Origin of the sequence: Rickettsia endosymbiont of Culicoides newsteadi (assembly GCF_002259525.1) — a bacterium.
In the GTDB taxonomy this organism is placed as follows: Bacteria; Pseudomonadota; Alphaproteobacteria; order Rickettsiales; family Rickettsiaceae; genus Tisiphia.
The window spans coordinates 1-22,063 of the sequence record NZ_MWZE01000007.1 but is presented as its reverse complement, the minus strand read 5'-3'; the positions used below and the strand labels follow the sequence as shown (position 1 = coordinate 22,063).

The following is a 22,063-nucleotide window of genomic DNA, read 5'->3' as shown; positions in this document are numbered from 1 at the left end:
CAGGAGTGACGAGTGGCGACATCACCACCTTCTCATTAATTGACTATATCTGGTTTTTAAACATTATCTCCTGTAACTCGTACTATATTTGCCCCACAGTTACTTAATTTTTTTTCCAATGTTTGATATCCACGATCTAAGTGGTAGATTCGACGTATTTTTGTTGTATCGTTGGCGGCAAGTCCAGCTAATACTAGAGATACCGATGCTCTGAGGTCGCTTGCCATAACTTCAGCTCCCGTCAGAAAAGGTACTCCGTGTATTATAGCACTATTTCCTTTAATTATTATATTTGCCCCCATTCGGCATAATTCAGGAACATGCATAAAACGGTTTTCAAAAATAGTTTCGGTGATGGTAGAAGACCCGCTGCAAAGGGTCATAAGACTCATAAACTGAGCTTGAAAATCTGTTGCAAAACCTGGATATGGACTTGTATGAATATCCACAGGATTTAATTTATCTACATAAGAAACTCTTAAACCATTATCAATGGGTTCAACTTTTATGCCAGCTTCAATGAGTTTTAATACTATATTTTCAACAATATTGCCGTTAATTCCATAAATATTTAAACTGCCTTTAGTAATGGCAGCAGCCATCATGTAGGTACCAGCTTCAATACGATCCGGCATGATCGAATAGTTGGTATGTTTTAAATAAGATTTACCAATAATTGTTATTTCACTTGTACCAATTCCATTTATTTCTGCCCCCATTTTGTTAAGGCAATGGCATAGATCAACAATTTCTGGTTCTCTAGCACAGTTAGATAATATCGTTTCCCCTTTAGCCAAAGTAGCAGCCATTATAGAATTAATTGTTGCTCCAACAGATATTTGTTTAAAAACAAAATGTACAGCTTTTAATCTGCCTGTGATTTTAGCATTAATATAGCCATGATCCACATCAATATCTGCTCCCATAGCTTGCAATGCTGCTATATGTAAATCTACTTGTCGAGCCCCTATAGCACATCCTCCAGGTAAGGAAACTTTAGCTTTAGAGAATCTAGAGAGTAATGGTCCAAGAACCCAAATAGAAGCACGCATTTTACGTACTATATCATATGGGGCAGTAAAATTATTAATATTGCTACTATCGATATCCATGCTTAAGTAATCTTGATGATCAGTTACCGTAACAACACTGCCTAAATTCTCAAGTAATTTCTTCATTGTGAGAATATCGGTAAGCTTTGGAATATTATTAATACTAAGCTTATCTGTAAGAAGTGCAGCTGTCATAATCGGTAATGCCGAATTCTTAGCTCCGCTAATGCTAATATTACCTTCAAGGGGAATACCACCTTTAATTATTAAACTGTCCATAGGAATTCCTTAATATATAATAATCTGAATTGACTATAACAAACTGACGTCATTGCGAGAAGGCGTAAGCCAAAGCATAAGCGTCAGTTTAAGAAAACAATAATTGAAAAACTGTCGTTGCAAGGAGACTTTAGGTCGACGAAGCAACCCAGAAAAGTGATTAAATTTGGATTGCTGCGACCACTACGCGGTCTCACAATGACGTTGGAAGCTAAAATCGTCATTGCGAGAAGGCGTGAGCCGACGAAGCAATCCACTCTTTTATGGATTGCTATGCCACCTACGGTGGCTCGCAATGACAACTTTTCTACTTTATTTTCTTAAACCAACGCTTATGCACAATAACGTCGGTGTTTTTACCTCGACTTTAAACAATTTATCATTTTTTACTATCGTCAAGAGCTGCTCCAAGTATGTCTCCTAGACTAGCACCACTATCAGCAGAACCATATTCTTTGATAGCTTTTTCTCTCCTGTCTATTTCAAGGGCTTTTATTGATAAAGTAACTTTACGAGATGCTTTATCAATGGTGATGATTTTTGCATCAATTCTGTCATTAGGGGCAAATCTTTCAGTTTTTTGTTCGGTTTTTTCACTAGAAAGATCAGCCTTCTTGATGAAGCCCGATACTTTATCGTCTAAAGCCACTTCTATTCTATCATCTTGAACTGCAGTGACTAAGCAAGTAACGATCATATTTTTTTTATACAGCTCAAATTCATCTTGCTGCGTCTCTTCACTTAACTGTTTAATACCTAAACTTATACGTTCCTTTTCAATATCAATTGATAAAACCTTACATTCTATTTGGTCATTCTTTTTATATGTCTTTAACAATTCAATACCATTACCGTCCCAGCTTATATCCGTTTCATGAATCATGCCGTCAATATTGTCATCAAGTGCTACAAACATACCAAAGTCAGTAATATTTCGTATTGGAGCTTTAATTATACTACCTATTGGATTACGCTTAGCAAACTCAATAAGGGGGTTATCTTGACATTGTTTAATACTTAAAGATATTCTATGTTTATCAGTATCAACTTCTAAAATGGTGAATTGCACTTCTTGACCGATAGTAAGCATTTTTTTAGGATGCTGATTTAATTTCACCCAACTAATTTCACTTGAATGTACAAGACCCTCAATACCATCTTTTAGCTCAATAAATACTCCATAATCAGCAATATTTGTTACTTTACCGGTCATTATCGTACCAACCGGAAATTCTTCTTTTATACTTTGCCATGGATTATGATCAAGTTGCTTCATACCAAGTGAAATTCTCTTAGTTTCTTCATTAAATTTTATAACTATAACCTTAACTTTTTGATCTAGCGATAAAACTTCTGAAGGATGGTTTATTCTGCTCCATGAAATATCAGTAACATGCAATAGACCGTCTACATTACCTGAACTACCTAAAGCAATAAATGCACCGTAATCAGTGATATTTTTTACTGTGCCATCTAATATTATCCCTTCCTTAATTTTCGATAACATTTCATCTCTAGCCTCGGATCTTGATTCCTCAAGTATGGCTCTTCTAGAAACTACAATATTACCAAGTTTCTTATCCATTTTTAAAATTTGGAATGGCTGCTTGATACCCATTAACGAAGAAATATCTTTTATTGGTCTAACATCTACCTGACTTCCAGGCAAAAAAGCAACAACCCCTGATACATCAACGGTAAACCCACCTTTAACACGCCCAAATATTACACCATCCACAAACTGCTTTTGAGCACATGCAATTTCTAAATGTCCCCATGATTCTTCTCTAATAGCTTTTTCACGGCTTAATATAGTTCTACCGTTGCGACCTTCAATTTTCTCAATATAGACATCAACTATATCACCAACTTCTGGTAAAGGTTGATTACTAGCCAAGGCAAATTCTTCTACCGGAACTCTACCTTCATTCTTTAGGCCAACGTCAACTATGATAATTCCTTTGGCGATACCTACTACTTGACCTTTGACAACAGTACCTTCTTTTATATGGCTAGTACTTATGCTTTCAAGCATTTGTGCAAAATCTTCATGAGATTGAAGGCTAATTTCTGCAAGTTGGGAAACAAATTTTTTCTTAATTTTTTGCATATTATTCTCTAATACTAGTTGTGCCACCTAGTATAATAAATATAGTTAATTGATTTGAATTTGCTCGAGTGAGTTGCTTAGATGTTGACCTAAATTTAGGTTTCACTTCTATCTCACTGATAAGCAAATCCAACTAAATTAACTATGAATGGTTAATAAATGTAGATAAAACAACCTATTGCACATAAAATATGTTGATATTACCTAACTAAAATAAACTCCATAATCTTATCAATCACTTTTTCTGGTGATAGGTAAGAAGTATCAATTTCTAAAGTTCCTGGAGAGATAGTTAACGGAGCGATATCACGCTCTATATCTCTTTTATCTCTTGTTTCCAGTTGCTTTAGAACTACATCAAAAAGACATTCTCCATCTTTCTTTTGCAGCTCTTTATACCTTCTTTTTGCTCTAATAACAATATCTGCTTTAATAAAAATCTTTAAATCAGCCTTCGGTGCCACTACTGTTCCAATATCTCTACCTTCCATTACAATTCTAGGAATTGTTTTTATTAATTTTACCAAATATATTCCCAGATTATTTCTTACTTCCGGTATAACGGCAACCTGTGAGGCTATATTACCTACAACCTCACTATCAAGTTCTGAATTTTTTATATATTCCGTGGATTTAGATAATTCAATTATTCTATTTATATCAGTAAGATCAATTTTTTGCTTTATACAAGAAAGAGCAAGGCTTCTATATACAATACCTGATTGAAAATAGGTGAGTTCAAGTTTTTGTGCTAACATTCGTCCAATTGTACTTTTACCTGATGCCGCTGGACCATCCAGTGCCACTACAAAATTATTGCAGATATCCAAAGCTTGAGATTTTAAGGTCATTTATTCATAATTTTATGCTAGGAGGCTGCCTATAATAACTGAACTAATTAATTATATTTTGAGCTATTTTTCGACAAGAATAGATATGATTTTTACAGGATAGTGTATCTATTTCAAAAAAATCATGTTTATTCGCAGCCAAAAAGAACCCGATATAGAATTACTTTCGTTATCGCAGACACTCTCGTAGATTTTAGCTGAATATTTAAAATAATGCAAATAAAACTTGAAATTAGGGCTATTATAGATTAGACATGTTACTTGAATATTTTGTTGCTTTAAGTATAAAATTAAAGCAGGAAAAAATAAGGGCGGTTAGCTCAGTTGGTTAGAGCATTACGTTGACATCGTAAAGGTCGGTGATTCGAGTCCACTACCGCCCACCAGTATTTATCAGCCATTCAGGGTTTTTTATAATCTTAATAACCATTTCATATGTAACTCATATGTCACTTCTCAGACAAAAATCCTAATGTTATCTTTTTAGACTATAGTCTGGTTAGCTATATTTGCCCAAGGCTTCTTCAAGTAATTTTTCTTGCTGCTCATTATGTATGTTCAGTGCCCCAACGGCAGGTGAAGCAGATTCATTTCTACCAACATATTTAAATTGATTATTAATTGACATATCTTTTAGGGTGTCATTTAAGTGGTCTTTAATAAAATTCCACGCTCCCATATTTTTAGATTCTTCTTGACACCAAATAAACTCCCTAGCCTTATTATATTTACCTAATATTTTAATGATAACATCTTTTTCAAACGGATATAATTGTTCAACTCTAATAATTACCATATCTGAAATAGTTTTTGCTTCTCTTTTTTCTAATAAATCATAGTATACCTTGCCACTACATAATATAACTCGTGTTACTTCCTTGGCATTTATCGTCTCATTAATTTCGTCTAGTACAGGTACAAAACTTGTATTCTCATCAATCTGTGATAGAGGGGATACAGCCATTTTATGTCTTAATAAAGATTTTGGTGACATTACTATTAGTGGTTTACGAATATTACTGTATATTTGACGACGTAATAAATGAAAAAATGAGGCTGGGGTTGTAGGATAGGTAACTTGAATATTATCTTCAGCAGTAAGCTGTAAAAATCTCTCAAATCTTGCAGAACTATGCTCTGGACCTTGCCCTTCCAATCCGTGTGGTAGTAGCACTACTATACCACTCATTCTGAGCCATTTGTTTTCACTACTGGAAATGAATTGGTCAAAAATTATTTGAGCTCCATTAGCGAAATCGCCAAACTGAGCTTCCCAAATTACTAAATTTTTTGGATTAACTAATGAATAGCCATACTCAAAACCTAAAACCGCATATTCAGATAAATTACTGTTAGCAATTTCAAAGTTTGCTTGGTTTTGCGATAAATTATTTAATGGTGTATAAGTACTATTATCTACCTGACTATGCAATACTGCATGACGGTGAGAGAAAGTGCCACGCTCAGAATCCTGACCAGTAAAACGTATTCTGGTACCTGAATTTAATAGACTGGCAAATGCTAATTGCTCTGCAGTTGCCCAATCGATGGGTTTATCTTGCTTTAAAATATTTGCTCTTAATTCAAATAATTTTACAAGTTTAGGATTTAAAGGGAAATCTTTTGGTATTTGACAAAGCCTTATACCAAGCTCTTTTAAAGTATTTTTACTAACACCAGTAGAGAGTATTTTAGCATTTGACCTAGTGTAACCAGACCATAACCCCTCTAAGTACTGAGCTTGTGTTTGATAATTTTTGGCATGTTCATATTCTTGATCTAATTTTAGTTTAAATTGTTCTTTTAACGTAGGAAAATGATTTTGATCAATTATTCCTTCTGCCATCAGTTCATTGGCAAAAACTGTTGCTGGGGATTGTTTATTTTTTATTACATTATACATAGCACCTTGAGTATACATAGGCTCATCACCTTCATTATGACCGTATTTACGATAGCATACGATCTCAATGACTATATCTCTAGCAAATTTATGTCGGTAATTCACTGCCATATTAGTAGCTTTGAGTACAGCTTGAATATTATCACCATTTACATGTAAAATTGGACTATTAATTATTTTAGCAAATTCAGTAGAATATCTACTTGGTCTGGTATCATAACTATTTGTTGTAAAGCCAAGCTGATTATTAATAACAAAGTGAATAGTTCCGCCAACATGATAAGCCTTTAAATTCGACATAAATAAACTTTCAGCTACTACACCTTGACCACAAAAAGCAGTATCACCATGCACTAAAATACCCATTACTTTTTGACGATTAACATCTTGAATGTTGTCCTGTTTTGCTCGTACTTTACCAGCTACTACTGAGTTTATCGCTTCTAAATGCGAAGGATTATCTGCCATAGAGAGGTGAACCTTAGATTGACCTCTTATTCGATCTGACGAATAGCCAATATGATATTTTACATCACTCGAAATACCTAAATCATTTGACAAGATACTGCCAGTCATAAATCCAGATAGAATAGCTTTATAAGGTTTAGTCATTACCTTAGTTAAGGTACTAAGTCTTCCTCGATGTGCCATACCTATTACGACATCTTTTACTCCATGAACAATAGACATATCTATAGCTTTATCTATAGCTACGACAGCTGCCTCTCCCCCCTCTACCGAGAAACGCTTTGCTCCAGGAAATTTTGTGTGTAGATATTGTTCAAATCCCTCAATTTCTACTAAATCTTGTAGTATATCCTTCTTATCTTGTGTTAATACATTAAAAGTTTGAATGTTACTTTCAATTTGTTCACAAAGCCAGGTTTTTTCATCTTCATTTGTCAGATGATCAAACTCTATAGCAATATCTTTAGCATAAGTTTGATCGAGCAAATTAACCAGTTCACTAACTGTGCATGATTTTATTCCAAAAAATTGATCGTCAATTTCTATAATATTATTCAACTGATCTTTAGTAAAACCAAAATCTTCTATATTAAGCTTCAACTGACTTTTCGTTTTAAGAGTTTCAAGATTCAATGGGTCTAGTTTTACTAAATAATGTCCATATTTGCGATAGCTGGCAATCAGCATTTTTACTCTAAGTTTGTTAGTAACAGTAGAAAAATCTGTATCAAGCTCCTCCCCTCTTTCACAAGGCGAAGTGATAATATGAGCAATGCTTTTTGTAACCTGATGGCTATTATAGTCAATTGATGAGAAGTTGGTGACGTCGTCACTCGTCGCTCGCCTATTATTTATAGGCGTCGCTCCATCGCTCCTAGCATCAACTTCTCCTGAATTGACTATATTATTTTCAATATTTTGGAAATAATTTTGCCAGCTTTTATCAACTGCTGTATGATCTGATAAATATAGCTGATATAATTCTTCTATAAAGATAGCATTGCTACCAAATAAAAAGCTGGTTTGTTTAAAGTTTTTGTCCATAACTTCTTATTCCTGATTAGGTTATGTTTATAAACATAGCAGATTTTTTTGCTCCACTAATAGCTGTGTTCATTTTTTGCGGTATTGCTTATTTTTTTTCATTGACCACTACGTGGTCTTGCTATAGGCATATACGTCATTGCGAGCCACCGTAGGTGGCGTGGCAATCCATTTTTAATCATTCTGGATTGCTTCGTCGACCTTACGGTCTCTTCGCAATGACGGTTTCTCAATTATTGTTTTCTTAAACTAACGCTTATACGTCATTGCAAGCAAACATACGTAAGCGTGACAATCCATGAAGCTTGTTATATTGCTTCGTTAGCTCATGCCCATAGTACTCTACAATTTTTATTCTATAAGTATTAAACAGCATAAAAACGTCATTGCGAGGAGGCGTAAGCCTACGAAGCAATCCATATAGTCTTGATGTATCTATACTAATGCTCATGGATTGCTTCGTCGCTACTAAAGTAGCTCCTCGCAATGACGCTTAGCAGTAAGCTTTTTTACTCATCATAAGGAAATAAATAAAAAATTGTAGAGCACTATGGCTCATGCCTCTTTGCCACGACAGCAAATTTGCTGTACCCTTTTGCTCATAGTAGAATCACCAAACTTTAAATTGTCAATTGATGATTGTTCCAGAGCATGCACCAATAACATATTATTTGCTATGTCAAGCGTTACAGTTCCTGGCGTAAGGGTAATAGAATTAGCATATACTACAAGACTAGTATCGTTTTTTTGCTCTGAATCAATCCACTCAAAAACTGGTTGCAAGTTAAGATTCTTCCGCCATATAATCTTCATTACCCCTAAGCTAGATAGCAGTATTTCTTTAATTAGCCAAGTAAAATATAGTATAGAATGATAATTTAAATAAACCCTACGGGGCATTAAATTGAGTTTTATCGCAAAAAGATAAGTTATACTGACAATAATCGAGGAAATCAACAACGTAAAAATATCTGTAGGTAAACCTGTTAGAGCAAACAATATCAATAACAACATAATTAAAGTAAAGATTCTAGTGTGCATCATATCCTTTTATCCCGCTAACAATCGATGTATAGTTAATTGACGAGAAGTTGGGAACGTTGTTACTTGTTACTCCTAGCCCCAAATTTTCCTGACTTGACTATAGTTTTAAATTTTTTCATACTAGATCAAATTAACAATATTTGCTATAGTATTATTTAATCTTATTTGTTATATATACTTGATAATCAAGTTTTTTGCAGAGCTATCTTTAAACGCAAAATTTGTCATTCCCGCTTAGGCGGGAATCTATTATAGATCCCGCACCGAAGTAGGGATGACAACCATTGTCCTATATTTTATTCAAATCTGCAAAAAAACTTGATTATCGAGTATATAGATTATTATCTTTAACTTAGAACTTACAAAATTGATATTATGGGAATGAGCTTCAGTCACTTATTAGTGATCTTATTAATCATCTTAGTGTTGTTTGGTGCTGGTAAATTGCCTCAAGTAATGTCAGACCTTGCTAAAGGTCTTAAAGCTTTTAAGGAAGGAATGAAAGATGATAAGAAAAAAGATGAATAATGCTAATAGCCTTACTATTTTTACTTTATAGTTAATTTCTCGTCAATTGACTATAATCAAAAGCCCTCTATCTAGACCTTCTATATCTTTATACACTTGCTGAACCGTATAGCCATGATTTATAAATATTTCTGTAACAGATGCCACTTGATTAAAACCAATCTCTAAAAATAATTTACCATTCTGTTTTAAAAACCCCTTAGCTTCTTTAGCAATTATGTAATATGACGCTAAACCATTATTTTCAGCAAATAAAGCTAAGTGTGGTTCATATTTTATGGTCTCAGGAGACATATAAATAGTATCATCAAAGGAAATATACGGTGGATTACTTACAATAATGTCAAATTTTTGCTTTTTTAAATTCTCAAACCAGTTACTATTAACTATCTTAAATCTATCAAAAACCTTATATTTTATAGCGTTTTGCCGAGCAATAGCAATAGCTTCATTACTTATATCAGTAGCAGTTACATTAACATTGATATTAGCATTTAGCATTTCTAATAATAAGCTTAAAGCAATACAACCACTGCCAGTACCAAGTTCCAGTATGGTTAGCTCCTCGATGTCATTCTGCTTTGGTGCGGGTTCTAGATTCCCGCCTACGCGGGAATGATCAGGCGTACGGGAATAGCAAGGGGTGATACTAATCGAGTTAGCTATAACATCCTTTAAAATCGCATCTACAATAGTCTCGGTATCTTGCCGAGGAATAAGTACTTTATCATTTACGATAAATTGGTAACTATAAAATTCCTTATATCCTACAATATAGGCTATTGGCTCTAGTAATGTTCGTCTATTAACCAGATTATCAAAAATAATTTGCTCTTGTCGGGTCAATTCTTCTTCTGACCTAGCTAATAAATATTCAATAGACTTATTAGTTGCATGTTGCATCAATATGCGTGATTCTAAGTGGGCTGATTTAATACCTACAGCTTGCAGCTTGCTAGCAGTGTTAATTAAGGATTTTTTTATATTCATTCGATTATTTCCGTAATATCCGATGGTAGGGGGGATTCAAATTCTAGCAATTTACCGCTTACCGGGTGGGAAAAACTTATATACCAAGAATGTAATGCTTGCCTCTTGAAATCCATTAATTTTTGTGGTACTATGCTAAAATTGCAGTTAAGTTTTCTGCTATTTTTGCCATAAGTTTGATCTCCTACTACAGAATGCTTTAAATGGCTTAACTGCACTCTAATTTGATGAGTTCGTCCGGTAGCAAGTCGACATTCCACCATGCTTATAATACCATTAAAAAATATTTTCTCCGTTTTGTAATGAGTAATTGCCTCTTTACCTCCAAATTTTAAAATAGTCATTTTTTGTCGTAAAATACGGTCTCTACCAATATTATTGCTTATAACCCCTTCTTGTGGATTGATAATACCCCAAACTAAAGCTTTATATTTCCGCACCAAATTACGACTTTCTATCTGACTTGCAAGATGTACATGGGCAAAATTATTCTTTGCTACCACCATAAGCCCGGATGTATCTTTATCCAAACGATGAACAATACCAGGTCTTTCCAGCCCTCCTATGCTAGATAAAGATTTTGCATGGTGTAACAAGGCATTTACCAAGGTATCCTGGTGGTTTCCACTGCCAGGGTGAACGGTCATACCAGCTGCTTTATTGATAACTATTAAATCTTCATCTTCATAAAAAATATCAAGTTTAATATCAGCTTCCTGCATTGTTAATGGATCAGGGGCTTTAAAAAATACTGAAATAATGTCATTCTCCTTGACCTTAAAGTTAGAATCAGAAATAATCAAACCATTAACTTGTACTTGAAAGTCACTTATCATCTTCTGAACTTGGCTTCTAGATGTTTTATCGATAAGTTTTACCACAGCCTTATCAAGTCTAAACCCATCTAAATTTGGGGGTATGTTATATTCTTTCATTAGCTAAAATATTTTAAAATAATAACATGACTCATTTAACAAAAAAAATCAACCAACTAAAATGGTTACAAGCGATTGGTATAGATTATTATTTATCAAAATCAGCTATTACCGGTCATTCCACCCTACCCTTGTCATTCCCACATAGGAGGGAATCTATTATAGATCCCTGCCTTCGCAGGGATGAAACCTTGTCGATTCCAGGTCATTCCACCCTACCCTTGTCATTCCCGCGTAGGCGGGAATCTAGTATAGATACCTGCCTTCGCAGGGATGACACAGAAAAAGTAAATTGTCATTCCCGCGTAGGCGGAAATCTAGCTCCCGCACCGAAGCAGGATAACATCATTTCGTTGTCTAGGTCTTTGGCTAATTCAGCTAGCAGTTTAGAAGAATTAAAACAGCTATTAATGGATTTTAATGGTTGCAATTTAAAGAAATTAGCTAATAAAACCGTATTTGCTGATGGCAATCCACAAAGTTCTATCATGTTTATTGGAGAAGCACCAGGTAGTAGCGAAGATGCAGAGGGTATACCATTTTGCGGTGAAAGCGGTAAATTACTTGATAATGTCTTAGCCTCTATCAATATTTCAAGAAAACATAATGCTTATATTACTAACACAGTATTTTGGCGACCACCAGCCAACCGTCAACCAACACAAGAAGAAATAGATATTTGCCGACCTTTTGTGGAAAAACATATCGCTTTAATCAATCCCAAATTAATTATTTTAGTGGGAAATGTTGCGGCAACTAGCTTACTTGGCAAAAATGCTGGTATAAGTAAAATCAGACAAGAATATTATTTATATACCAATCAGTATCTTATCAAACCAATTAAAACCACTGCTATCTTCCATCCCGCCTATCTGCTTAGACAACCAATGCAGAAAAAAACCATCTGGTATGATTTAATAAAAATCCAGGAATATATCAATGCAAACATCACAATTATACATTAATTCTCCAATTATAGTCAATTGATGAGAAATTGGGGGCGTCGTCGCTCAATGCTCGCCTATTACTTATAGGCGTCGCTCCATCGCTCCTGCTACCCAATTCCCCTGAATTGACTATATCTACATGTAAAGATAATTGCTATGATAAATAATAGGCGAGCATTGAGCGACGACGCCCCCAATTTCTCATCAATTGACTATAGTAATAGGAATACCAGGGCTACGTTGTCCATAAATTAAAAATTCCTGGTTGCCTTTTGCTCCTAGAATAGGGCTGGGTATTACCCCAAATATGTTAAAATTATAATTTGATTCTAGCCATTGTTGAATTTTATCACATACTTTTTGATGTAAGAGTTGGCTTCTAACAATACCACCATTCCCGACCTCATTCTTGGCCACTTCAAATTGCGGCTTAATTAAGGCAATTAGACGGCAATTATCTTTTGCTAAACCAAATGCAGTGGGTAATATGGTAGTAAGGCTAATGAAGCTGGCATCACAAACGATAATATCTGGTGGCAAACTAATTTGCTCAATTGTTAAATACCGGGCATTAGTTCTTTCAATTACTGAAATTCTAGGGTTATTACGCAGTTTATGATGTAGTTCACCATATCCGACATCTACCGCAAAAATCTTTTCAGCCTTTCTACGAAGCAAAACCTCAGTAAAACCACCGGTACTAGAGCCTATATCTAGACAAATCAGCCCTTGTGGATCAATATTGAAATGGTCTAGAGCAGCAATTAATTTTAACGCCCCTCGTGATACATAATCATGTATCGGGCGTTTTATAATAATATCACGAGTATCAATTGATACTCCCGTACCTGGTTTAGTATTTTGCTGCTGATTAACATATACTTTGCCTTGGATTATTAAGCTTCGTGCGATGTTAATATCATCAACTAATTGGCATTCTACTAAATGCTGGTCAAGCCTTATTTTTTTCATCAATCAAATTTATAGTATCTTGAATACCAAAAAGTTTAACAAAAGACCCAAGCCTTGGTCCTTCAGTTTGACCAAGTAATATTTGATATAATTCTTTAAAATAATCTCGCAAATTATGATAACCATGATTATTACCTATATCATAAATTTTCTCCTGAATCTGTTCGGAAGTACTATCTACTGGTAAAGAAGATAACATAGTGCTAATTTCTTGTAAGATAACTTTTTGCTGAATATTAGGCGTTAAATAGCACTTATTCGCTTTAATAAAGTCATTATAATAACCAATGGCAAAATCTGTTAAATGATCAAGGTACGGAGCATTTTGCGGTGTTGCATCTGGAGCGTACTGACTGATGAATCCCCAAAGTACCGATTTATCTTCCGGATTACAAACTGATGCTAGGTTGAGCAATAGGCTAAAACTAATGCCAAAAGTTTCGATAATAGGCACATTCCCATGATGAATATGGTGTACTGGATTAGCAAAACGCTTTACTTGATCAGTTTCTAAATGATATTTTTTATTAAACGTAATATATTCATCAACATTTTTAGGTATTACATCAAAATGTAAACGTTTGGCTCTTGTTGGATTCTGGTACATAAATAATGCCATACTTTCCATAGGGGCATATTGTAGCCATTGATCAACTGTAATACCGTTGCCTGTAGATTTAGAAATTTTCTCTCCATCTTCATTAAGAAATAATTCATAAAAAAATTGTACTGGTTCAATGCCACCCAAAATTCGACAAATCTCTGAATATAATTTAGCATTATTCATATGCTCTTTGCCATACATTTCATAGTCAACTTGTAGCGAAGCCCAACGCATACCAAAATCAGGTTTCCATTGTAGTTTGCAATGCCCCTTGGTCACAGGAACTTCAACCAATTTTCCTTCTTCATCTTGATAGCTAATAGTGCCGTTTAAACGATCAACTTTGCTAATAGGTACTTGCAGGACAATACCGGTTTTTGGACAAATTGGCATGAAAGGCGAATAGGTTGCTTTTCTTTCGGCTCGAAAGGTTGGTAACATTAGAGCCATTATCTCCTCATATTTGTCTATGACTTTTAGCATCATCTGATCAAATAAACCGGATTTATAACATTCTGTACTACTAACAAATTGATATTTAAAGCCAAATTTATCTAAGAATGAGCGAAGTTTGGCGTTCATGTAATGCCCATAACTTTCACACTTACCAAAAGGATCTGGCACAGATGTTAGAGGTCTGTCAATATGCAATGCCACCATATCATGGTTGGGGATATTACTTGGAACTTTACGCAGACCATCCATATCATCAGAAAAACAGAACATCTTAGTTGGAATATTCGATAGCTGTTTAAACGCTTCTTGCACCATTATAGATCTAGCAACCTCTGCAAATGTACCAATATGCGGTAACCCTGACGGTCCATAGCCCGTTTCAAATAATACATAGCCTTTAGCTGGGGTTTTGCCGCCCAATTGATCTAATATTCTTTTTGCTTCTAAAAAAGTCCAAGCGTTTGATTTAACCGCATCTTCTAAAATTTCTAGTTCTGACATCTTATAATATCCATAAGTTTGATTCGATTTACCAAGATTATAAATATACATGGTTTTTTGTAAATTTATAAATATATCTCTTGAGTTTTTTACAATATTCTTAGACAATAACCGATTAAAAATTATTATTTACTTATGACTATTCCTTCTATTGTACATTTTTTTCGTAAAGATAGCTTTAGAATTTTACATATAACCCTAATTTGCATATGCATCTTTGCCTTATCTTTAGCTTATTTTGTTGAATATATATTACATTTTATACCTTGTCCTTTATGTATTTATCAAAGATTCCCATATTTATTTATCATCAAGATTTCAGTTGTAGCATTAATTATTAAAAAAATAAGCAAATATACTTTATTTTTTATCACTCTAAATTTATTAGGTGCTTGCATATTAGCAGGCTATCATAGTACCGTAGAAAGGGGGATAGTTAATCCAAGTGTTCTTTGTTCAACTTTAATCCATATTCCTAAACACTTATCAATCCAAGATATTAAAGAGATATTTTATAGCCAACCGATCACGAGTTGTACCAAAGCAACAGTTAAATTATTTGGCATATCGATGACAGAATGGAATTTGTTACTAAATCTCTCTTTATTATTTGGTGTACTCCTTACTTGGTTTTATCCTAAGAGGCAGCCTCCTATATCTGAAAACAATATCATTATAGAATAAAATTTGACTAGCACTAAGTATAAATTTAAAAAAATATAATAATTTTTTAAATATTTTATATAGCTAACTCGAGAAGGTTTTAGTCATAGTAAACTAACATCATTACGAGGAAGACTGCATAAGCGTCAGTTCAAGAAAACAATAATTGAGAAACCGTCATTGCGAGGAGACCGTAGGTCGACGAAGCAATCCAGAAAAGTGATTAAAAATGGATTGCCACGCCACCTATGGTGGCTCGCAATGACGACTTTACTAGATTCCCGCCTACGCGGGAATGACAGATTTTGCGTTTAAAGATAGATATCGTGACTCGGATATATTCAAATTTCCTTCAAACAACCTACTATATAAAATTAATCACTTTTCCACTTAGTGGAAGAAAATTTTATAGTATACTCAAATAATCACTTATATTGACTATATAGGATTTTTTATACTTGCAAAGTAAACATACATCAATAGAATTAGACCATTAAATTATAAGAGGAATTTATGCTCAATAACATTAACTTTATCAGTAAGGAATTATCAAATAATCAAGCAACTATAGTGTTTATTAGTGAACAACTGAAATTAGACAGTAATTTATTACTACTTGATCAACAACATCATGGTTTAATTTCTAAAACTATTCAAAATAAATTACTATTTACTGGAAAATTTGGACAAATTAAAATTGTTAATTCTATCGCTAAGGATGGAGAAATAAAATATTTAATTATGGTTGGCACTGGTGATGAAACAAAATTAACAACCTCTTGCATTGAAGAGCTTGGGGCAAAAATCTTATCCTGTAGCACTTGCCGTAAAATTAGCACTATTGGTATAAAAATTTCTCATAATATCGGACAACATCAACCAGCTATTGTTGCTTCTCTTATAGCTAGCGGCTGTTTGCTTGCTTCATATAGATTTGATAAATACAAAACTACTCAAAGTGAAGGAGAAAAATTTGTTGTAGACTCTCTTGAGATTTCTATAGAGGATCAGTCTAAAGCAGAAGAATTGTTTAATGATAAAAGATCATTAGCTGAGGCAGTATTTTTTGCTAGAGATATGATAAATGAACCAGCCAATATAAAAAATCCTCAATCTTACTCTGAAAAAATATTAGAACTTCTTGAACCGCTAGGAGTTGAAATTATCATTATCGGTGAAAGAGAAATGAAAAATCTTGGTATGGGAGCTTTACTTGGTGTTGGACAAGGTTCACAAAATGAATCCAAACTTGTAGTAATGCAATATAATGGCTTGGATGATAATACCCCACCTGTCGCTTTTGTTGGTAAAGGGGTTACTTTTGATAGTGGTGGGATTTCTATTAAACCAGCAGCCAATATGGGAGATATGAAATATGATATGGCCGGTTCAGCTGCAGTAGTTGGAGCAATCATGGCTTTGGCTAGTCGTAATGCACAAGTTAATGTGGTCGGGGTTGTTGGTCTGGTAGAAAATATGCCTTCAGGCAATGCTCAACGACCAGGAGATGTGGTAACCACTATGTCCAAAAAAACAGTGGTGGTGGATAATACTGATGCAGAAGGTCGGTTAGTCTTGGCTGATGCAATTTGGTATACTCAAGAAAAGTTTAAGCCTCAATGTGTAATCGATCTGGCTACCCTTACTGGAGCTATTGTTGTCGCTCTTGGTAAAACTTATGCTGGGTGTTTTACCAATAATGATGAATTAGCTGGTAAGCTAATAGATGTTGGCAATAAAGTTAATGAAAAATTATGGCGTATGCCTCTACATAAAGATTTTGATGAGATGATAAAGTCAGACATTGCTGATCTTGCTAATATTGGTAACATCCCTGGAGCCGCTGGTAGTTGTACAGCAGCTCAGTTTATAGCGAATTTTATTAAAGAAGGTATGGTTTGGGCACATCTTGATATTGCCGGTGTTGCCTATAATAAAAAAGGCAATCCCCTTGGTCCTATAGGAGCAGTAGGTTATGGTGTAAGACTTCTTAATCAATTTATTCAAGATCACTATGAAAAATAATCAAACAAATCGTATTTTTGTACTTGGGGCTGAAAAAGGTGGAGCTGGTAAAAGTACCTGCTCCATGCATCTAATTACCGGTTTATTGTATAATGGTTATACGGTGGCTAGTATTGATACTGATTCACGTCAGGGGTCTTTAACAAATTATTTAAAGAACAGAGATGATTACAATTTAAAAAACCCGGACAATACGGTTAAAACTTCTCAGCATTTTCATTTGACTGAAAGTCAAGAACAAGTCGTTGCACTTAAAGAAGAGGACGAAAGAACTAGGTTTGAACAGATAATTGAACAGACAAAAAATGCTGATTATCTAGTAATCGATACGCCAGGAAGCTACTCTTTCTTATCTAGATTAGCCCATTCTTATGCTGATACGGTAATTACTCCAATTAACGACAGTTTTCTTGATTTTGATGTATTAGCCAAAGTTAACGCTGACAATTTGTCAATTATTGCCCCATCAATCTATAGTCAAATGATTTGGGAGCAAAAGATGCAGAAAGCTAATCGTAATGGCGAGACAATTAACTGGATTGTTATGCGTAATCGATTAAGCAACTTGGATGCATTAAATAAAAGAAAAGTGGGAGCTGCTCTTGAACAATTAGCAAAAAGAATTAGCTTTAAGATTGCTCCAGGCTTTAGTGAAAGAGTAATTTTTCGGGAATTATTTTTACAAGGGCTAACATTACTTGACTTAACAACAGCTAATCATGGTAAAACACTTAGTATATCTCATGTAGCTGCTCGTCAAGAATTGCGAGATTTTTTAAACTTTCTTGGTATATGAGGCACAACTGTTGAAAGTTAGAAGAGGAAGCGGTTTTAGACCGGATAGTTTAAAAATCGTATGTGGTCAACGTCATTGCGAGCGAACATATGTGAGCGTGGCAATCCATAAATTGTCATATGGATTGCTTCGACCATTAAATGGGTTCGCAATGGCGTATATGTTATTAACCACCAAAATATTAGAGGTTTGATGACTTAAAATTTTATAAACTCTAAATCATATCTCAGTATTTCGGAATCCTTTGTAACTAAAGGCATCTTTTCAAATAAACTTTGTGCAATAAGCATTCTGTCAAAAGGATATCTGTGTAAAAGTGGAATATTTTCTAATTTCAAGATATGTTCCGGAGTAACATTTAGTAATTCATACCCACATTCTTGTAACTGAAGTGCAAATGCATCAGGTAAGATAATTTTTCCTAGTGATTTTTTTATTTGTAATTCCCATAAAGAAACAACACTAGCAAAAATAATGTTATTAACATCGGTAAGTAATTTAGTAATTTTAGGGGGTAATTTTTCTGGTTCAGACAATGCCCATATTAAGGTATGAGTATCAAGTAATAATTTCGCAACTAGTCCTTTATCCCTAACCTTGTTGCCATTTCTTCAGACCATTTGTCAAAATCTTTAGTTATTTTAATTTTATCTTTAAATATCCCAAGCCTATTAATAGATTTCATAGGATTATATTTAATGATTTTAGCAATTGGTTTCCCTGCTCTTTCAATAATAACCTCTTCATTTTTGTCTTCTACTTCTTTTAGTAGAGATGACAAGTGAGCTTTTGCAGAAGTAATGTTTACTGGATACATAAAGTTTGATCTACTGTTTACTAAGATTAATATTAGTTCAATTAAACATGTTTAGCAACTATAATTAAGCAATCCAGCAGGGCGATTTAAAAGTCGCAACTTTAAGTTGCCATAACTTTAAATAGTTTGTATCTATAATTATTAAAATTTTCTCTGGTTTCAGTAATTTTGTTTGAAAATAAAGTATTACAGAAATAGTTATTGCCCGGAGTAATGACATTACCAAGGGAGCCTTTCCTATACTTATAGTTGACTTATCTTCCCCAAAAACTGTATCTTTGACCCAATTCAAATTATTCTCACATGACCAATGATTCTTATTGAACTTTAGCAAGCTCTTTGGATTAAACTTGCTTCCGAGACTTGTTATCATAAACACATTCTCTTGTTCATAGCTATTAGTTTTATTTTTCTTATCTCGCTCTCGGCTAATTTTACATATTTGTTTGATCTGCCGAACGAAAAAAATAAACAATATCGCAAAAATAATGAAAATAGCTATTAGTGGAGCATAAAAATCTGTTATATTTATAGATATAACCGAATTTGCAATAGGTTATATCAAATTCAGGTTAACTAAGTAGGGATAATAAATGTCAGAATTTACCAATTTGCAATATTACAAAAAAAAGGAAGCTGGAGCTAATGAAGCTGGAGAATTAGGTGGAATATATAGTAGCCAAAATGATATTCTGTCTATGGTTAAAAAGGAGAATAAGCCTGAAAAAAATATATCAGAGTTTTTGGGTTCCCAAATTTTTCAAGCAACAAATCCAGAGCATGGTGCCAAAGTTTCGCTCATTGTACCTAATCATCTTACCACGAAAGTAGATCAAGAAGGAGGTCTGCAAAATGATGGGTCTGAAGTATATGTGCAATCTGAATTTTTTAAGAATTACAGTGGAGACATGTATGTTGACATGGATAACCGTATGTCTACAAAAACTAAGCCAAGCTGTTGGTTGCGAACAAAAGAAGGAAGACCATTTTTTATGGGAACAAGAGAGTTATTGTCAAAAACTTTAACTAAAGCTTTTAAAGAACTTCATTATAGTGATTTTGATAAAATAGCTCCAACTAGCTTATTAATAGGCGATTTTGATATTCATACAGGTAATATAGGAGTTGTAAGATATCCTAACAATTCTACTATCCCTCCTAGACTAGTTAGGTTAGATTTTGCTGGAAGTTTTGACCAATTAGATTATGAGATACGTCCACATTCTTGGTCTAGACATCTACCCTTACTAGGACCAACTAATCATTTTAGAGAATTTCCAAGTACCCAAAAGTATAATGATTTATTTGTAAAAGGTTTACTTGATACTGCGCAAGTTGATTTAAACAATACTATTGACCATAGCTTCGTTGAATTATCAAAATATTATAGTGATAAAGCCCTAGCAAATTGGGCAAAAATGGCAATGAGCCAGAAATTTAAAAATATAGCACCAGAAAACATAAAGATTGTTGATGTTAAAGATGCTCTTAAAGAAACTATGCAAAAGAGACAACAATCATTAAAAGAATATGGGTTACAAATTAAACTCGGTCTTTTAGTAAAAAAAGGAAAAATTAACAAGCCAGAATTAAAAAAATTAGTTCAAGAACACTTCGATTATTTTAGCAATATAATCGACCAAAGGAAAAGACTAGAATTAAAGAAAAAAACAGAAGGAAACTATATTGAATATATTTTAGGTAATAAAACTCGAGAAGTACTGTTAATTAAAGAAATAGCTCAAATAGTAAAAGAGCAAAAAAAAGCACTAACAAACTCTACTTTAGAAAGAACTGATCTATCTGTACCAATATCTATAGTCAATTCAGGAGGATTTGGTGCTAGGGGCGATGGAGCGACGCCTATAAGTAATAGGCAAGCAACGAGTGACGACGTTCCCAATTTCTCATCAATTGACTATAAAAAAGCACTAGATGTTATGCATATTAGTGATGCGATAACAACAACTACTGAAACTCAAGCTACTGAACAGACTGCACCCTACAAAGTAGCTCCATCTGAAATAGTACCAGCCATAGTAGCCCCGATTAAAGTAGATTTGGTAACATTGGCTTTTAGGCAAGAAATTATTGCTAAACAACAAACAACATTAAAAAACATCCTTGCTGAAGCAAATATTACAGCAATCTCAGTGACTAATCTTGCTATTAATTCTCAGCAATTTAAAGAATTTGTAGAAAATAACAACGAATTAATACAAAAAACCTGGGCTAGCTCTATTACAAAGAGTACTGTGACTCAAGCAATGAATGATGAAGTGCAAAGCTATGCAAAAATCCACCATGCTAATAATTTCAAACCGTTAACTTGGAGCAATCAAACACCAATAGACAATACCACTGATACCAGGTCAAGGGTTATTAAAGTCAAAGATGAAGAATTATTTAAATTAACAGAAACTAAGGTTAAAACCTCTACTAAAGTAATTTTAGAAGATGGAGTAACGGAAACAGAGATTAGCAATTATCGCAATATTAATTTGCCATTAGCCATCAAACCATCTGGTACAGCAGTGCATCTTTCATTTCCAGTGCAAAATGAGAAAGGTGAAAATATTGAGGTCTCAAAGGCACTTTATTTTACTACTCACTATAACGAGCAAGGAAAACTAGTAGAAATAACCAATCCATTATCATTAAAGTTTACCAGTGATGATAAAAATGCTATGGGATATATACAAAGAGGGAAGCATATTTACACTATCCCGGTGACCAAGGGTCAATATGAAGCAATGCTACAAGAAGTAGCAAAGAATCAAGGATGTAATATCAATATATCGCAAACTATTCCCTCTGAGGCAAGTGACTTGCTAATACATAATAGTGAATTAAAGCAAATTCAGAGTAACTTAAAACGTCATATAACCAATACACCCACTAAGATAATATCATCAATGCCCAAGACATCATCTCAACAGCAAATTCGTAATAGAACTTGAAAATAATACAGTTAATTTTCTTCAATCAATCATGGTTATGTTATAGCAGCTAACATATAGGTTCATACAATAATTTTAACGTTCTACAACTTGCCTCAAATAAGGAATCTCCCCTATC

At 33.9% G+C, this 22,063-nt stretch carries 17 protein-coding genes, 1 tRNA gene and 1 pseudogene; 7 read left to right on the top strand and 12 right to left on the bottom strand.

The features are described from left to right. Positions 1 to 56: 56 nt before the first annotated feature. The 3 genes from murA to cmk form a co-directional block, all read right to left on the bottom strand. Positions 57 to 1,331, bottom strand: a complete 1,275-nt coding sequence (gene murA / locus RiCNE_RS01090) for a UDP-N-acetylglucosamine 1-carboxyvinyltransferase (RefSeq protein WP_094648791.1) — start codon at positions 1,329 to 1,331, stop codon at positions 57 to 59. A 379-nt stretch (positions 1,332 to 1,710) separates the two neighbouring features. Beyond that, positions 1,711 to 3,441: a 30S ribosomal protein S1 gene (locus tag RiCNE_RS01085; RefSeq protein WP_094648800.1), complete on the bottom strand. Its 1,731-nt coding sequence runs from the start codon at positions 3,439 to 3,441 to the stop codon at positions 1,711 to 1,713. Positions 3,442 to 3,641: 200 nt separating this feature from the next. Continuing rightward, positions 3,642 to 4,292 (bottom strand): (d)CMP kinase, encoded by a 651-nt coding sequence (gene cmk, locus RiCNE_RS01080; RefSeq protein WP_094648790.1) that lies wholly within the window; start codon positions 4,290 to 4,292, stop codon positions 3,642 to 3,644. Positions 4,293 to 4,601: 309 nt separating this feature from the next. Between cmk and RiCNE_RS01075 the strand changes: the two genes are divergently transcribed. Continuing rightward, a tRNA-Val gene (locus RiCNE_RS01075) sits at positions 4,602 to 4,678 on the top strand. 113 nt (positions 4,679 to 4,791) lie between these two features. Here RiCNE_RS01075 and RiCNE_RS01070 read toward each other — a convergent pair. Both RiCNE_RS01070 and RiCNE_RS01065 read right to left on the bottom strand, forming a co-directional pair. Further along, positions 4,792 to 7,707 carry a 2-oxoglutarate dehydrogenase E1 component gene (locus RiCNE_RS01070; protein WP_094648789.1) on the bottom strand — a complete coding sequence of 972 codons (2,916 nt, stop codon included), beginning with the start codon at positions 7,705 to 7,707 and terminating at the stop codon, positions 4,792 to 4,794. Between the two features lie 555 nt (positions 7,708 to 8,262). Next, positions 8,263 to 8,721, bottom strand: coding sequence for a Na+/H+ antiporter subunit E (locus RiCNE_RS01065; protein ID WP_094648788.1), 459 nt, complete (start codon positions 8,719 to 8,721; stop codon positions 8,263 to 8,265). Positions 8,722 to 9,126: 405 nt separating this feature from the next. On the opposite strand from RiCNE_RS01065, the gene tatA reads away from it, so the two are divergent. Continuing rightward, a complete protein-coding gene (gene tatA, locus RiCNE_RS01060) occupies positions 9,127 to 9,279 on the top strand; it encodes a twin-arginine translocase TatA (protein ID WP_094648787.1) in 153 nt (50 codons plus the stop codon). A gap of 42 nt (positions 9,280 to 9,321) precedes the next feature. On the opposite strand, the gene prmC is transcribed toward tatA, so the two are convergent. Beyond that, positions 9,322 to 10,269: a peptide chain release factor N(5)-glutamine methyltransferase gene (gene prmC, locus RiCNE_RS01055; protein WP_094648786.1), complete on the bottom strand. Its 948-nt coding sequence runs from the start codon at positions 10,267 to 10,269 to the stop codon at positions 9,322 to 9,324. After that, positions 10,266 to 11,204: an RluA family pseudouridine synthase gene (locus RiCNE_RS01050; RefSeq protein ID WP_094648785.1), complete on the bottom strand. Its 939-nt coding sequence runs from the start codon at positions 11,202 to 11,204 to the stop codon at positions 10,266 to 10,268. The genes prmC and RiCNE_RS01050 overlap by 4 nt, the downstream gene beginning before the upstream one ends. Before the next feature lie 26 nt (positions 11,205 to 11,230). Between RiCNE_RS01050 and RiCNE_RS01045 the strand changes: the two genes are divergently transcribed. After that, positions 11,231 to 12,169, top strand: coding sequence for a uracil-DNA glycosylase family protein (locus RiCNE_RS01045; protein ID WP_094648784.1), 939 nt, complete (start codon positions 11,231 to 11,233; stop codon positions 12,167 to 12,169). A 186-nt stretch (positions 12,170 to 12,355) separates the two neighbouring features. On the opposite strand, the gene RiCNE_RS01035 is transcribed toward RiCNE_RS01045, so the two are convergent. Beyond that, on the bottom strand, positions 12,356 to 13,123 hold the full coding sequence (locus tag RiCNE_RS01035) for a TlyA family RNA methyltransferase (RefSeq protein ID WP_094648782.1): 768 nt from the start codon (positions 13,121 to 13,123) through the stop codon (positions 12,356 to 12,358). Continuing rightward, positions 13,104 to 14,684, bottom strand: a complete 1,581-nt coding sequence (locus RiCNE_RS01030; protein ID WP_094648799.1) for a lysine--tRNA ligase — start codon at positions 14,682 to 14,684, stop codon at positions 13,104 to 13,106. Before RiCNE_RS01030 ends, RiCNE_RS01035 begins: the two co-directional genes overlap by 20 nt. Positions 14,685 to 14,819: 135 nt before the next feature. On the opposite strand from RiCNE_RS01030, the gene RiCNE_RS01025 reads away from it, so the two are divergent. The 3 genes from RiCNE_RS01025 (at position 14,820) to RiCNE_RS01015 (ending at position 18,168) form a co-directional block, all read left to right on the top strand. After that, positions 14,820 to 15,368 (top strand): disulfide bond formation protein B, encoded by a 549-nt coding sequence (locus RiCNE_RS01025; protein WP_094648781.1) that lies wholly within the window; start codon positions 14,820 to 14,822, stop codon positions 15,366 to 15,368. Positions 15,369 to 15,860: 492 nt separating this feature from the next. Then, positions 15,861 to 17,372: a leucyl aminopeptidase gene (locus tag RiCNE_RS01020; RefSeq protein ID WP_094648780.1), complete on the top strand. Its 1,512-nt coding sequence runs from the start codon at positions 15,861 to 15,863 to the stop codon at positions 17,370 to 17,372. Beyond that, on the top strand, positions 17,362 to 18,168 hold the full coding sequence (locus RiCNE_RS01015) for a division plane positioning ATPase MipZ (protein WP_094648779.1): 807 nt from the start codon (positions 17,362 to 17,364) through the stop codon (positions 18,166 to 18,168). Before RiCNE_RS01020 ends, RiCNE_RS01015 begins: the two co-directional genes overlap by 11 nt. Before the next feature lie 197 nt (positions 18,169 to 18,365). On the opposite strand, the pseudogene RiCNE_RS01010 reads toward RiCNE_RS01015, so the two are convergent. From RiCNE_RS01010 to RiCNE_RS01000, 3 genes and pseudogenes are all read right to left on the bottom strand, one after another. Beyond that, positions 18,366 to 18,722 (bottom strand): annotated as a pseudogene (locus tag RiCNE_RS01010) (type II toxin-antitoxin system VapC family toxin); the annotation flags it as partial. A gap of 23 nt (positions 18,723 to 18,745) precedes the next feature. Continuing rightward, complete coding sequence (locus RiCNE_RS01005) at positions 18,746 to 18,985, bottom strand: type II toxin-antitoxin system Phd/YefM family antitoxin (RefSeq protein ID WP_094648777.1); 240 nt, start codon at positions 18,983 to 18,985, stop codon at positions 18,746 to 18,748. A gap of 64 nt (positions 18,986 to 19,049) precedes the next feature. After that, positions 19,050 to 19,358 carry a hypothetical protein gene (locus RiCNE_RS01000; RefSeq protein ID WP_094648776.1) on the bottom strand — a complete coding sequence of 103 codons (309 nt, stop codon included), beginning with the start codon at positions 19,356 to 19,358 and terminating at the stop codon, positions 19,050 to 19,052. A 220-nt stretch (positions 19,359 to 19,578) separates the two neighbouring features. On the opposite strand from RiCNE_RS01000, the gene RiCNE_RS00995 reads away from it, so the two are divergent. After that, positions 19,579 to 21,945: a Sca4 family protein gene (locus RiCNE_RS00995; RefSeq protein ID WP_094648775.1), complete on the top strand. Its 2,367-nt coding sequence runs from the start codon at positions 19,579 to 19,581 to the stop codon at positions 21,943 to 21,945. Positions 21,946 to 22,063: the final 118 nt, after the last annotated feature.